This is a genomic window from Blautia sp. An249 (assembly GCF_002159835.1).
GTDB lineage: Bacteria > Bacillota > Clostridia > Lachnospirales > Lachnospiraceae > Blautia_A > Blautia_A avistercoris.
This window is the reverse complement of record NZ_NFJL01000001.1, coordinates 332,487-347,328: the sequence shown is the minus strand read 5'-3', so window position 1 is coordinate 347,328 and position 14,842 is coordinate 332,487. Positions and strand designations below refer to the sequence as shown.

Genomic DNA, 14,842 nt, shown 5'->3' with positions numbered 1-14,842 from the left:
GTTTTTCAGCTCTTCTTCAACGCTTTTATTATATAATTTTGTCTATAAAAAGTCAATTCTGCACTGTTTCTTTTATGCACTTTATGATATGATACTGGCATGAAACGGACATTTACTTATCAGATAACAAATGCGGAGGAATCCTCCACCATATTGAATTTTTTAAAATCACAGGGATATTCCCGCCATATTCTCACAGGAATGAAGCAGTTTCCCGGCAGTATCTTAAATAACGGAGTCCCTGCTTACGGAAACACCCGACTGAAAGCCGGAGATCTTCTGACTGTTCATCTGAGGGAAAAGGAATCTGACTCTGAAATTCTTCCTGTAAACCTGCCTTTTGGAATTCTCTACGAAGACGAGGACATACTGGTAGTCAATAAGCCGGCGGATATGCCCATCCATCCCTCCATGGGAAATCCGGATAATACTCTGGCCAATGCGGTAGCTTGGTATTATCAGCAGCAGGAGGAGACCTTTGTCTACCGCTGTCTGAACCGATTGGATCGGGATACCACCGGAGCTTTGATCCTGGCCAAAAATGCTTTAAGCGCAGCTTTACTGTCTGCCTCGCTTCAGAAGCGCCAGGTAAAACGCACCTATCTGGCCATTGTAAAAGGAACGGCACCCCGCAAAGGCGTTATTTCTGCCCCCATTGCCAGAAAACCGGATTCTGTTATAGAAAGACAGGTGGATTTTCAAAAGGGAGAATCCGCCGTAACCCATTATCAGCGGCTGGCCGTTTCCCAGGGAAATTCCCTTATGCAGTTAAACCTGGAGACAGGACGTACGCATCAGATTCGGGTGCATATGAAATACCTGGGTTATCCTCTTTTGGGAGATTATCTTTACTATCCGGAATATCAGAAGATTAAACGCCAGGCCCTGCACTCTTACCAGTTATCTTTTCCCCATCCCATCACCAAAAAACCGATGCTGTTTACAGCACCGGTTCCTGAAGATTTTTACAGAGCGTTTATTCTTTAATCTGTTTTTTCTTTTTATTCACCTGACTGGACAGCAGTTTATCCAGATAAATGGATTTAAACTGCTTGCTGGCCAGAGCCTGCTTCAGAGGCGGCAGGCTTAAAATAACCCCGAATACTGCGGCCATGGCTCTGTGGTTGGCAAAGGCATGATTGTCAAATACCAGGTTCTGCAAAGTTCCCTTTTCAATGGCCTGCAGAACAAATCGGTGGGTACTGTTTACGGGAGTAATGACCTGTACCGGTCTTCTCTCCATCTCTATCGCCTTTGTGGGACAATTATTGGCGCAGACGCCGCAGCCGAGACAAATATCCATATCAATTACCGGTTTTTTCTTTCCGTTTTCCCCTTCTTCCATGGATATAGCCAGAATGGGGCAGACTTTCTCACATTTTCCACATCCGATACAGGTTTCCTGTTTTACCTTTGGCTGATAGTTGGTGGTGGCCACTGGCTGCATGGGGCTGAATTTTCTGGCCGCCTGCAGCGCTTCACAGCAGCATCCGCAGCAGTTGCAGATAAACATGGGATTATTCTGCACGTTTTCTCCGATCTGCACCAGATTGGCCGCATAGGATCGTTCCAGTACGTCTCTTGCCTCTGCTTTATCAATCAGGCGGGCAAATCCGCCGTTTTGTGCCAGAGATCGAGCCACGTTTCCCAGGGTCAGACACACGTCCAGAGGCGCGTTAATCTCGCAGGGATGTCCGGCATGAAGCATTTTATGACGGCAGTAACAGGTTCCCAGTCCTATGTATTCTGCTTCGTCTAAAATATAGCTGGCCCGTTCATAATCCAGAATGTGCAGGGCATTCTCGCTGCTAAGTACCGGTTCCTGAACGTAAACCCGGCCCAGTCTGGTCTCTGTGGCATAGAACAGATCCTTTACAAAATCTTCTTCCACATTCATATACTGATAATACAGTTCACTTAAATATTTCTGATCAATATCCCCTCTGGTTCTCATAAGGGCAAATTCAAAGAATCCGGCCATTGGCGGCGGCATTACAAATTTTCGCACCCCATTGTGGTAAGAATCTACCAGAAGAGCCTTCTCACAGAGATGCTCCAGTACCTTTTCCGCCTTATATTCGGTAGTTCTCCAGATTTTTGCCGCTTTCTTCGCGGTAAAGGGACGGACAGGAAGAAGAGCCATCCATTTGGCTTCCTTTTCCGTATACAGTACCTGCAGAATTTTGTAAAGAGTTTCTGAAGGCGGGGCTCCCTGTGTAAACCAGTTAATTCTCTCCTCCAGGCTCTTATAAGCCTGTCTTGATGTAATATGTCCCATAATGTTTCACCTCTTTTTTGTTCTTACATTATTCCTATTCTCTCCAACGACTGCAGCACCTCTTCTTTTGTTCTGTTTTCCAGCGTACAGGTAGCCTGGCTGCAGTGCTTCTTCAGAAGTTTTAACGCCTTTTCCACCGGGATGGTTCCCTCCCCCAAAGCCAGATGGGAATCCTTATCTTTCCGGTTATCATGAAGATGGATATGGCCTGTATATTTTCCCAGCTCCACTATCCACTCTTCCACAGGATAAGGAGAGTATACATGGGCATGGCCAATATCCAGACACAGAGCAAAAGCCGGATGATTGATCCTTTTACAGACTTCCCTTACCAATCTGTAATTTCTGTCCAGAACATTTTCCATACAGATCTGGATGGATTCCCCTTTTCCATCCAGAAATTCTGTCCAGAACTGAGCCATTCTCTCCGCCCAGCCTTCTTCCAGATAAATCTGAGGAATAAAGCCGGAATGATAAACAATTTTGGATGCCCCCAGATATTCGGCCGCGTCATAAGCCTGCTGAAACCTCTCCTTTGTGGCTTTCTGTATCCGTGTATCATAACTGGCCCCGTTTAAATCCAGAAAAGGCCCGTGCAGAGTCAGGGGAGGCCGCCCCAGTTTCTCCAGACGCTTCTCATAGGATTTCAGCGTTTGGGGCAGCTTATCCAGCTCGAACCCAATCCCGAACTCAATGGATTCCACTCCCAGGACTTCCCCGCGTTTTCTTCCTTCTTCCAGCAATTCTGCCAGAATCTCATCTTCCATTAAATGTGAAATATAAATCATAGTGTTTCCTCTAGTAAAGGTTTTTCACCTTGAAATCCCGTTCTGCTTCTCTTCGCTGATCTTTTTTTGCAATGGTCTGACGCTTGTCATAGAGTTTCTTTCCCCGGGCAACGCCGATTTCCACCTTTACCAGACTTCCTTTAAAATACACTTTCAGTGGAACCAGAGTGAATCCTTTTTCTTTAATCTTCCCTTCTATTTTACGGATTTCATACTGATGAAGCAGAAGTTTTCTGGTTCTTAAAGGATCCTTATTAAAAATATTCCCCTTCTCATAGGGACTGATATGCATTCCGTAAATATAAACTTCTCCTTTTTCAATTCGGACAAAAGATTCCTTAATGCTGCATTTTCCCATCCGAAGGGATTTTACTTCTGTTCCGGCGAGAGAAATTCCCGCCTCATAAGTGTCTTCAATAAAATAATCGTGATAAGCCTTTTTATTATTTGCGATTAATCGGTTCTGGGATTCCTTGGCCATCCTTCTTCCTCCCTCTGTTCATCCTCTTTCTTTACAAGCACAAAATCAATGGTTTTCAGTACACAGTCCGTATCTGCCACCCGCACTGTTACCGTATCCCCCAGACCATATTTCTTTCTGGTCATTTCCCCGGAAAGAACATGGTTTTCTTTGTCATAAACGTAATAATCGTCCTGAAGGCTGTTTACATGAACCAGGCCTTCCACCGTATTGGGAAGTTCCACATAAAAGCCCCATCCGGTCACACCGGAGATAATTCCCTCGTATATTTCTCCGATATGATAAGACATATATTCTGCTTTTTTCAGTTTTTCCACTTCTCTTTCCGCTTCTTCTGCCCTGCGCTCCATCACGCTGGACTGTTCTGCCACATCATCCAGGAACTCCCGGTATGCTGCAATTTTTTCTTTACTCATCCGGCCTCTTATGTGATCTTTAATAATCCGGTGAATCTGTAAGTCCGGATACCGTCGGATAGGCGATGTGAAATGGCAGTAATATTTTGCCGCCAGTCCGAAATGGCCCATACAGTCTGTGGTGTAGCGGGCCTGTTTCATCGTTCTTAAGATCAGCCGGCTAATCTGAGCCTCTTCCTGCTTCCCTTCCAGATCGTGTAATACGGTCTGTATTTCCTTGGGAGTAATCTCCTGTCTCTTCTTCTGAACGGAAATCCCATGACTGCGCAGAAGGGTCAGTAAAGCCTCTGTCTTTTCCGGATCCGGATTTTCATGTACCCGGTAGACAAAAGGATACCCTCTTTTACAGAATTCTTCCGCCACCGTTTCATTGGCCAGAAGCATAAAGTCCTCAATAATCCGCGTTGCCACATTCTGCTCATAAGCTTTAATCTCCACCGGCTTTCCGCTGGCATTTAATACAATTTTACTCTCCGGGAAATCAAAGTCAATAGCTCCCCGCTTCTTTCTTTTCTCTCTCAGAACCTGCGACAGTCTGGCCATTCTGTGAAACAGAGGAACTAAATCCGCGTATTTTGCCTTCGCTTCTTTGTCTGTATCTTCCAGAATATTCTTCACATCTGTATAGGTCATTCTCTGCTCCACACAGATCACAGACTCCACAATCTGATGCTTTAAGACTTTTCCCTTTTCATCAATGTCAATCAGACAGCTTAACGCCAGCCTGTCCTCTCCCTGATTCAGCGAACAGATCCCATTGGATAATTCCACCGGCAGCATGGGAATCACACGGTCGGTCAGATATACACTGGTGCCTCTTTTTAACGCTTCCCGATCTAACGCGCTTTTTGCCTGTACATAATTGCTTACATCTGCAATGTGAACACCCAGATGATAGGTTTTCCCTTCTTTCGTAAGGGAAATTCCATCATCCAGATCTTTTGCATCTTCTCCGTCAATGGTTACAATGGTCCATTTCCGCAAATCCATACGTCCCTGGAAGTCACTTTCAATCACATGATCTTTCATCTTCCCGGCCTGATTCAGTACTCTGGGCGGAAACTCTGTGGGAAGTCCGAATCCTTTGGCAATGGCTAAAATATCGGTTCCCGGCGTATTAATATTTCCCAGCACTTCTGTGATTTTTCCTTCCGGATTCTTATTGCTGCTTCCATAATCGGTAATAACGGCGATTACTTTATCTCCATGAGAAGCTCCATGGGAAAACTCTTTCGGAATAAAAATGTCTTTGGAAAACCTGGGATTGTCGCTTATTACAAACCCATAGTTCTGGCTTTTGTCAAAGGTCCCCACCACTTCTGTAATTCCCCGCTCTAAAACTTTTACGATCTGTCCTTCCCGTCTGCGCCCCTCTTTTCCTTCTTCCTTTAGGCTGACCTGCACCTTATCCATATGCATGGCCGTGCCCGTGGCTTCTTCGGGAATGAAAATATCCTCTTCCTCATCAGGAATCTCTACAAATCCAAAGCCTCTGGAATTTCCCACAAAGGTACCTTCCAGAACTTTGCCTTCCGATGTTTTCCCTTTCCGGTAGCGGCCCTTATTGTCCAGGCTGGCCTTGCCTTCTTCAATAAGGGCGTCCAGGATTTCATAGAGAGCTTTCCGCTCCGGTCTCGGCACATTTAAAAGCATTGCCAGCTCTCTTAGCCGCATGGGACGGTAAATGGGATCTCCCATAATATCCAGTAATATTTTCTTTCTTTTTTCGATTACTTTTTTATTCATTCTGCTCCTTTTTGTATTACATAAAAAACACTCTTGCTTCCCCGCAAGAGTGTTTTCCGATTTCAGATTAAATTTAAAACAAGTGCTAATCCGATAAACAGCACACCCATAATGATTGTGGCTTTTACCAGTCCGCCTTCCATGGAACGGCCTTTATTCTTGCCCCAATAGGTATCTGCCATACCGGCTATCGCCCCGAGTCCCTGTTGTTTACCCTCCTGCATCAAAACGACAACTGTAAGACCAAGACAATCTATTACAAACAATACTGTCAAAATAATTCTTAAAATCTCCATGTCCTTACCTCCTAATCAACTAAAGCATATTTTAGCATAGGAGTTTCAGGATTTCAACAACAAACTTGGATATTTTTGAAAAATCTGTGACAGCCATGGAATCTTATTTTTCGCTCCCCCAACCAAAAGAAGGCGCTTCATAAACAGCCTGTTCTCCCAGATATTCCTCGATTCTCAAAAGCTGATTATATTTTGCGTTCCGGTCGGATCGGCAGGGCGCTCCTGCTTTGATCTGCCCGGCGCCGGTGGCAACGGCCAAATCTGCAATAAAGGGGTCTTCCGTTTCCCCGGATCTGTGGGAAATTACCGCATTGTACCCATTTCGATGGGCAAGCTCCACTGCCTGCAGCGCCTCTGTCAGAGTTCCTATCTGATTTACCTTCACTAAAATAGCATTGGCTGCCTTAAGTTTAATGCCGCAATTGAGCCTCTTTTTATTGGTTACAAACAAGTCGTCCCCGACCAACTGGATCTTTTTCCCCAGTTTCTCTGTCATAGAAGTCCATCCTTCCCAGTCATCTTCATGAAGCCCGTCTTCGATGGAGACAATGGGGAACTGTTCAATCAGCTCTTCATAATAGGCAATCATTTCCTGTCCGTCCCTCTGCACCTTTTCCCCGCTCATTTTGCTTTCTCCGGGGAAATAATAGATGTGTTTCTCTTCATCATAGAGTTCACTGGCGGCTGCGTCAATGGCGAAGAAAATATCTTTTCCCGCCGTATAGCCTGCCTTTTCCACTGCCTCTACCATGAATCTGAGAACTTCCGAAGAATCAGCAATGTCCGGCGCAAAGCCGCCCTCGTCTCCCACCCCTGTGGAAAGTCTGTTTTCCTTCAGCAGGATTTTTAAGAACTGATAAACTTCCGCGCACATCTGCAGGGCTTTGGAAAAGCTGTCTGCTCCCACTGGCATAATCATAAATTCCTGCAGATCCACCGTATTGTCCGCATGCCGTCCTCCATTTAAAATATTCATCATAGGAACCGGCAGACGGCAGGTATGACATCCACCGATATACTGATAAAGCGGAATTCTCAGGGCCAGAGCTGCCGCTCTGGCTACTGCCATGGATACTCCCAGCATCGCATTGGCTCCTGCGCTGCTTTTATTTTCTGTTCCGTCTGTATCAATCAGAATCCGGTCAATCACTTCCTGATTCAGGGCGTTTTCTCCCAGGATTGCCTCAGACAGTCTGGTATTTACATTATTAACCGCCTTTTCTACTCCTAAACCTACGTATTTGTCTTTTACTCCGTCTCTTAATTCCACAGCCTCAAATTTTCCTGTTGAGGCTCCTGAAGGAACAATTGCTTTTGCTGTATATCCATTGATCCCAACGATCCCTTCTCCAACAGTAACTTCAACTTCTACGGTAGGATTTCCTCTGGAGTCCAATACTTGTCTTGCGTGTACTTTTCTTATCGGTAAGTATCGAAACATGAACATCCCTCCTAAATCTATCGCTTTTGTCCTAGTATGTGTGAATTCCCGAAAAATATCCTCCCGATTTGTCTTTTAGTTATCGCATCAATTTTTTAATTATTTTATTATTTTCTGATTATTTATATTTTTTATTTCTACTTAATAGTTTAATTTATGTTTTTTTAACTTTTTTCTATTTTTATATTGACATATCATATATTTTCTGCTATTATAACAACATAAACAAACAGAAAGAAAAAGAAGGAGGAGAGACCACCGAAAACGATATGGTTTACCTCATAATTTAAAGAAAGGAAGGTACGGACCACCAGAAACGTAAAGAAATACCCAAAATAAAATCTTAAAGAAAGAAGGTGCGACCCTTGTACTAAAAAGTATTTTTGAAGGTAACATTTGATAATATAACGAAAATAATATTTATTTTCTAAAACTCTTAGAGGCCAGGTACTGCATATCATATCAGAAATATTTTCGTAAGACTAAGAAACGGTTGCAAAGAACCATTTGTATAGTTGGATAACGATATAAATATTCAGCCTCTATAATTTTTAAAGAATAAAAGTTATATTAAGTAAATTAATATCATTATTTTTTAAAGTATAGTAATATTTATATTCTTCTGATTCCTGAAAGTAAGACTTAAGTGTCCAACGAAAAAAGGAAACGGAAACCGAAAAGATTTCCTGACCGCCGTTACATATTCCGATAAGGAAGCTGAAAACGAAAATATGGTATTGGATAGCGTATCAGAGAGGGTTTTCTAATAGAAATCTATCATCTTTTATACCGGATACGTTTAGACGGTAGATACCATAAATGATTCGTTTCCTAATTGTCAGATACGTTTAGATGGCGGAAAAGATTAGATAGTATCCCCACCTACAATATGTCAATTGCAAGGCGCAGGCAAAAGATATAGAGAAAGAGATTATCAAAGAATACCGGAAAAATGTTTTAAGCAAAAGGATTGAACCAAATTTCAGAAAGAGAGGTAACGTCCATTGGACACACAGTTTTAAAGAGCCATTAGATTTCAGATATAAAATCTAATGGCTCTTATCCGTTTCTAAAAAATGATTTCTTATTTTTTCAGAAGGGAAGTTCCAGTCATTTCTGCCGGTTTTTCCATTCCCATCAGTTCAATTAAAGTGGGGACAATATCTGCCAGACATCCGCCCTCTTTCAGGCTGTATGCCGGATCTGCATTTACCAGAATAAAGGGAACCGGATTGGTTGTGTGTGCGGTAAATGGATCTCCTGTCTCATAATCTACCAACTGTTCTGCGTTTCCATGATCCGCGCAGATAAACATCTGTCCATTTACTTCTTTAATAGCTTCTACCGTTCTTCCCACACATTCATCCACTGCTTCAATGGCTGCAATAGCTGCGCTCTCAACTCCTGTATGTCCAACCATATCAGGATTTGCAAAGTTTACAATAACCACATCATATTTTCCGGATTTAATGGCTTCTACCAGTTTGTCGCAGACCTGAGGTGCGCTCATCTGGGGCTGTAAGTCATAGGTGGCAACCTTAGGAGATTTCACCAGGATCCGATCTTCGCCGGCATTGGGCTCTTCTACTCCTCCGTTAAAGAAGAACGTTACATGAGCATATTTTTCTGTTTCTGCAATACGTACCTGAGTCATATTGTGCGCTGCCAGATATTCGCCGAAAGTATTCTTTAAAGCAACCTTGTGGAATGCAACCAGTTTGTTCTCTATGGTTTCATCATAGTCGGTAAAGCAGACGAAGGTCACGTCCAGTTTCTTCTCTCTCTGGAAACCGCTGAACTCATTGTCGCAGAATGCTCTGGTAATCTCTCTTGCACGGTCCGGACGGAAGTTAAAGAATACCACGGAATCTTTATCTGAAATAACTGTTACAGGCTTTCCGTCTTTTACCATAACAGTAGGAACTACGAATTCATCGGTTGTTCCCTCATCGTAGGATTTCTGAACAGCTTCTGCCGCATCGCTTCCTTTTACCCCTTCCCCATGTACAAGGGCGCGGTAAGCTTTCTCCACACGATCCCAGCGGTTATCCCTGTCCATTGCATAATAACGTCCGGAAACCACGCCGATTTCACCAACGCCGATTTCCTTCATTTTAGCCTGAAGCTCTTCTATATAGCTCTTTCCGGATGCAGGCGGAGTATCACGTCCATCCAGGAAACAATGCACGTAGACTTTGGAAAGTCCGTTTTTCTTTGCCATTTCCAGAAGTCCGTATAAATGGGTATTGTGGCTGTGTACGCCTCCGTCGGAAAGAAGGCCCATAAAGTGAATGGCTGAGTCGTTTTCTTTCGCGTTTTTCATAGCTGCCAGAAGCGCTTCGTTCTGGAAGAAATCTCCGTCTTCGATCTCTTTTGTAATTCTTGTTAATTCCTGATATACAATTCTTCCTGCGCCCATATTCATATGGCCGACTTCAGAATTTCCCATCTGGCCGTCCGGAAGTCCCACTGCCAGACCGCTGGCATATCCCTCTACGAAGGGATATTCTTTCATCAGCTTGTCCATAACCGGGGTTTTTCCCTCGAATACCGCATTGTGTTCCTGCTTTTTATTTAAACCATATCCATCTAAAATCATTAAAACCGTAGGTCTTTTATTCATAATTTGTTCCTTTCTCCTTTCTCTTCTATGGCCATTATTATAGTATTAATTGCCTGATAAATGCAATCTTTTATTCATTTTCTTTTGCATAAACCCGGATCATAGCCGAAACTTTACGTACGCATTCCTTCGTTGCTATTTCAGAAAGAGCTTTCTGAATATCTCCTTCTCTTACCCGGGAGGTAATTACCACAATTTCTGCCTCTTCTTTGGATTTTGCATCTTTCTGTATAATCTGTGCCACGCTGACATGGTTCTTTGCAAAAACACTGGTCAGTTCTGCCAGTACACCGCACCGGTCTTCCACTCTCAGTCTTAAGAAAAAACGATTGTAGGTATCTTCCATTTTCTTAACCGGAATCTGTTTATAACAGGTACAGGAAATTCTTCCGCTGCAGTTATAACTCATATTTCTGACTACGTCGAACACATCTCCTACGACTGCGCTGGCCGTAGGAAGCTCTCCTGCCCCTCTGCCAAAGAACATAGCGTCTTCCACCGCGTCTCCGTGAACAAATACGGCGTTATAGGAATCATTGACAGAAGAAAGAGGATGAGAGCTTGGGATCAGCATCGGACTTACGTAAGCCTCAATTCCGTCTTGTGTGTTGCGCGCTACGCCCAGAAGTTTAATGGCACATCCCATTTCTGAAGCATAACGAATATCGGTAGCTGTTATTTTTGTAATTCCCTCAATATATACGTCATCAAGAACCACCCGGGAATTAAATGCCACTGAAGCCAGAATTGCCACTTTCCTTCCCGCGTCAATCCCTTCAATATCTGCCGTAGGATCTGCTTCCGCATAGCCCAAATCCGTAGCAAGAGCCAGAGCCTCTTCAAACTCCATTCCCTCCTGGCTCATTTTCGTTAAGATGAAATTGGTCGTTCCATTGACAATTCCCATAACCTCTGTCATATGGTTTCCTGCCAGACACTGTTTTAAAGGACGGATAATCGGAATCCCTCCTGCCACTGCTGCTTCAAAAAGGAAATCCCGGTTATTTTCTTCCGCCAGGTCAAATAATTCTTTTCCATGAACAGCAATTAAGTCTTTATTGGCCGTTACCACGTGTTTTCCGGCCTGAAGAGCTTCTGAAATATAGGTTTTCGCAGCTTTGATTCCTCCAACCAGTTCAATGACAATGGAAATTTCCGGATCCTGAAGGATTTCCTCCCAGGAATTGGTCAGAAGTCCTCTGTCTTCTTCTGGAAGTTTACCTGCCGCTTTCTCTGTATTCCGAACCAGAATCTTTTTTATTTTGATCTGTGTTCCCAGTTTTTTCTCTGTTTCCGACTCCTGGCTTTTTAATACCTTATAGACGCCGCCTCCTACAGTTCCCAGCCCTAATAAGGCTGCATACACAATCTTTTCCTGCTCCATAGCCTTTTCTCCTTCATAAATCAATTCGTCTGTACTTATCTTAGGTTAGAAAACCATTTTTGTCAACTTTCTTCTGCACGACAGCGCTTTTCTTCAAAGTAGATTTGAAAAAAGAAAAGGGCGCGCAAATCTTTGCGCCGGCCCTTTTCCATTCTTACTTATTTATTATAGTTTACAATCTTTCCGAAGTCTGGTTTTAAAGCAGCGCCTCCGACTAATCCGCCGTCAATATCTTCCTGAGCGAATAAGTCTGCTGCTGTTGCAGCGTTTACTGATCCGCCGTACTGAATCCGGATTGCTTCTGCTGTTGCAGCATCGTATACTTCTGCGATGCATTCGCGGATTCCTTTGCATACTTCCTGCGCCTGTTCCGTTGTAGCAGTTTTTCCTGTTCCGATAGCCCAAATCGGTTCATAAGCGATGACTGCCTGTTTTGCCTGATCTGCTGTCAGTCCCTGGAAGCCAATTTTTACCTGCTGACGGATGAAGTCCATGGTTACTCCCTGTTCTCTCTGCTCCAGAGACTCTCCACAGCACATAATCGGGATCAGATTGTGTTCAAATGCTTTATGCATTTTTTTGTTAATATCTGCATCGGTTTCGCCGAAATATCCTCTTCTTTCAGAATGTCCGAGAATTACATATTTTACTCCGGCATCTACCAGCATGTTCGGGGAAATTTCTCCGGTGTAAGCACCCTTTTCCTCAAAATACATATTCTCAGCGCCCACCTGGATGTTAGAACCTTTGCAGGCTTCTGCTACAGGTACAATGTCAATGGCCGGTACGCAAAATACAACGTCCGCTTCCTCATTAGCTACCAGAGGTTTTAAAGTATTTACCAACTCTACAGCTTCGCTGGGAGTCATATTCATTTTCCAGTTTCCTGCAATAATTTTCTTTCTTGCCATTCTATCTTCTCCTTTACCTGAATCTGCACTTTTTCCGCACTTTGCTCTCGCTCGTCTTCATTAAGTTCCCTCGAACTAAATTCACACGAAACTCTGTCTGCGCCTTCGGCTTGCCAATCGCTAAGTGCTCTATTTATCGTTGGCTGCTGCTACGCCTGGGAGTTCTTTTCCTTCCAGGAATTCCAGGGATGCGCCGCCGCCTGTGGAAATGTGGCTCATTTTATCGCCGAATCCCAACTGATTTACGGCTGCTGCAGAGTCGCCGCCGCCGATGATGGTGGTTGCATCTGTTTCAGCTAAAGCTTTTGCAACTGCAATGGTTCCCTGTGCCAGAACCGGGTTTTCAAATACACCCATCGGTCCGTTCCACACAACTGTTTTTGCAGATTTTACGGCATCCGCATAAAGTTTTGCTGTTTCCGGTCCGATGTCCAGTCCTAATTCTTCTGCTGGCATTGCGTCAACAGATACGTTGGAAACGGCAATTTCTGCATCAATCGGGTTGGGGAATTCCGGTGCAACTGCTGTATCAATGGGAAGCAGAAGTTTCTTGCCTAATTTTTCTGCTTTTTCTGTCATTTCTTTGCAGTAATCCAGTTTGGTATCATCTACTAAAGATTTTCCGACTTCTTTTCCCTGCGCTTTCAGGAAGGTATAAGCCATACCGCCGCCGATAATTAAAGTATCGCATTTTTCCAGAAGGTTGGAGATTACATTTAATTTATCTGCAACTTTTGCTCCGCCTAAGATAGCAACGAAAGGACGGGTTGGATTTTCTACTGCATTGCCCAGGAAGTCGATTTCCTTCTGCATTAAGTAGCCTACTACTGCAGTATCCACATACTGAGTTACACCTACATTAGAGCAGTGTGCTCTGTGTGCAGTTCCAAATGCATCATTTACGAACACTTCGCATAAAGAAGCCAGTTCTTTGCTGAATGCTTCGCCGTTTTTCGTTTCTTCCACACGATAACGTGTATTTTCCAGTAAAACCACATCTCCGTCTGCCATAGCTTCTACAGCGGCTTTTGCATTTGGTCCGACTACTTCCGGATCTGCTGCGAATTTTACTTCCTGTCCCAGAAGCTCAGAAAGTCTTACAGCAACAGGAGCCAGAGATAATTCCGGTTTCGGTTCTCCTTTGGGTTTTCCCAAATGAGAGCAGAGAATCACTTTTCCGCCGTCTGCGATTAATTTTTTAATTGTAGGAAGAGCGGCTACCAGACGGTTTTCGTCTGTGATCTTTCCTTCTTTCAGAGGAACATTAAAATCACATCTTACCAGGACTTTTTTTCCTTTTACATTAATATCATCAACTGATTTTTTATTTAACATAGGGATACTCCTTCCTTTTTGTTCCATGATAAAAGGGTCCGGCCCATACAAGACCGGACCCTTAATGAGTCTATAATTCTTATAACAATTACAGTAATGTTCCGAAATGTTTGATTGTTCTTACCATCTGGCTTGTGTAAGAGTTTTCATTGTCATACCAGGAAACAACCTGTACTTCTGTTGTGCCGTTCTCTAATGGAAGAACCATTGTCTGAGTAGCATCGAACAGAGAACCATATTTCATACCAACGATGTCGCTGGATACGATTTCATCTTCGTTGTATCCGAAAGATTCATTGGAAGCTGCTTTCATAGCTGCGTTAATCTGATCAACTGTTACGTTTCCTTCAACAACTGCTGTTAAGATTGTTGTAGAACCTGTAGGAGTAGGTACACGCTGTGCAGAACCGATTAATTTACCATTCAGTTCCGGAATAACAAGACCGATAGCTTTTGCAGCACCTGTGCTGTTAGGAACAATATTTACAGCTGCAGCACGGCTTCTTCTTAAATCACCTTTTCTCTGAGGTCCGTCCAGAGTCATCTGATCGCCTGTGTAAGCGTGGATGGTGCACATGATACCAGATTTAACCGGTGCTAAGTCATTTAAAGCTTTTGCCATAGGTGCTAAGCAGTTTGTTGTACAGGAAGCTGCGGAGATGATATGATCATCTTTTGTTAATGTGTCATGGTTTACGTTATATACGATTGTAGGCAGATCGTTACCAGCCGGAGCAGAAATAACGACTTTCTTAGCGCCTGCTTTTAAGTGAGCAGAAGCTTTTTCTTTGGATGTATAGAAACCTGTACACTCTAATACAACGTCTACGCCGATTTCTCCCCAGGGAAGTTCAGAAGCGTCTGCTTTTGCATAGATTTTGATTTCTTTACCGTCAACGATGATGGAGTCTTCGCCTGCTTCTACTTTATCGCACAGTGCATATCTGCCCTGAGTAGAATCATATTTTAATAAATGAGCTAACATTTTTGGAGAAGTTAAGTCGTTGATAGCAACTACTTCATAACCTTCTGCTCCAAACATCTGTCTGAAAGCAAGACGTCCAATACGTCCGAATCCATTAATTGCAACTTTTACTGCCATGATAAATTCCTCCTATTTTTAAGGTAAAATTTGCGTTTCTC

12 protein-coding genes are annotated in these 14,842 nt (G+C 43.5%); 1 reads left to right on the top strand and 11 read right to left on the bottom strand.

Annotated elements, in window-relative coordinates; translation table 11 throughout:
• Positions 1-99 precede the first annotated feature (99 nt).
• Positions 100-987: an RluA family pseudouridine synthase gene (locus tag B5F53_RS01705; protein ID WP_087218808.1), complete on the top strand. Its 888-nt coding sequence runs from the start codon at positions 100-102 to the stop codon at positions 985-987.
• On the opposite strand, the gene B5F53_RS01700 is transcribed toward B5F53_RS01705, so the two are convergent.
• From B5F53_RS01700 to gap, 11 genes are all read right to left on the bottom strand, one after another.
• On the bottom strand, positions 977-2,278 hold the full coding sequence (locus B5F53_RS01700) for a 4Fe-4S dicluster domain-containing protein (RefSeq protein ID WP_087218805.1): 1,302 nt from the start codon (positions 2,276-2,278) through the stop codon (positions 977-979). The two genes, B5F53_RS01705 and B5F53_RS01700, sit on opposite strands and share 11 nt — an antisense overlap.
• A gap of 23 nt (positions 2,279-2,301) precedes the next feature.
• On the bottom strand, positions 2,302-3,066 hold the full coding sequence (locus tag B5F53_RS01695; RefSeq protein ID WP_087218803.1) for a sugar phosphate isomerase/epimerase family protein: 765 nt from the start codon (positions 3,064-3,066) through the stop codon (positions 2,302-2,304).
• Between the two features lie 10 nt (positions 3,067-3,076).
• On the bottom strand, positions 3,077-3,547 hold the full coding sequence (gene smpB, locus B5F53_RS01690; protein ID WP_087218800.1) for an SsrA-binding protein SmpB: 471 nt from the start codon (positions 3,545-3,547) through the stop codon (positions 3,077-3,079).
• Positions 3,520-5,709, bottom strand: a complete 2,190-nt coding sequence (gene rnr / locus B5F53_RS01685) for a ribonuclease R (RefSeq protein ID WP_087218796.1) — start codon at positions 5,707-5,709, stop codon at positions 3,520-3,522. The genes smpB and rnr overlap by 28 nt, the downstream gene beginning before the upstream one ends.
• Before the next feature lie 62 nt (positions 5,710-5,771).
• Positions 5,772-6,005 (bottom strand): preprotein translocase subunit SecG, encoded by a 234-nt coding sequence (secG, locus tag B5F53_RS01680; RefSeq protein ID WP_087218794.1) that lies wholly within the window; start codon positions 6,003-6,005, stop codon positions 5,772-5,774.
• A gap of 103 nt (positions 6,006-6,108) precedes the next feature.
• On the bottom strand, positions 6,109-7,446 hold the full coding sequence (gene eno / locus B5F53_RS01675; RefSeq protein ID WP_087218791.1) for a phosphopyruvate hydratase: 1,338 nt from the start codon (positions 7,444-7,446) through the stop codon (positions 6,109-6,111).
• Between the two features lie 1,084 nt (positions 7,447-8,530).
• Positions 8,531-10,069 (bottom strand): 2,3-bisphosphoglycerate-independent phosphoglycerate mutase, encoded by a 1,539-nt coding sequence (gene gpmI / locus B5F53_RS01670; RefSeq protein WP_087218789.1) that lies wholly within the window; start codon positions 10,067-10,069, stop codon positions 8,531-8,533.
• 70 nt (positions 10,070-10,139) lie between these two features.
• Positions 10,140-11,453: a homoserine dehydrogenase gene (locus B5F53_RS01665; RefSeq protein WP_087218786.1), complete on the bottom strand. Its 1,314-nt coding sequence runs from the start codon at positions 11,451-11,453 to the stop codon at positions 10,140-10,142.
• A 158-nt stretch (positions 11,454-11,611) separates the two neighbouring features.
• Positions 11,612-12,364 (bottom strand): triose-phosphate isomerase, encoded by a 753-nt coding sequence (gene tpiA, locus B5F53_RS01660; protein ID WP_087218783.1) that lies wholly within the window; start codon positions 12,362-12,364, stop codon positions 11,612-11,614.
• 129 nt (positions 12,365-12,493) lie between these two features.
• The gene (locus B5F53_RS01655) at positions 12,494-13,699 is read right to left on the bottom strand and encodes a phosphoglycerate kinase (protein ID WP_087218779.1); all 1,206 of its coding nucleotides are present in this window, start codon (positions 13,697-13,699) and stop codon (positions 12,494-12,496) included.
• Between the two features lie 88 nt (positions 13,700-13,787).
• Complete coding sequence (gene gap / locus B5F53_RS01650; RefSeq protein WP_087218776.1) at positions 13,788-14,801, bottom strand: type I glyceraldehyde-3-phosphate dehydrogenase; 1,014 nt, start codon at positions 14,799-14,801, stop codon at positions 13,788-13,790.
• Positions 14,802-14,842 lie beyond the last annotated feature (41 nt).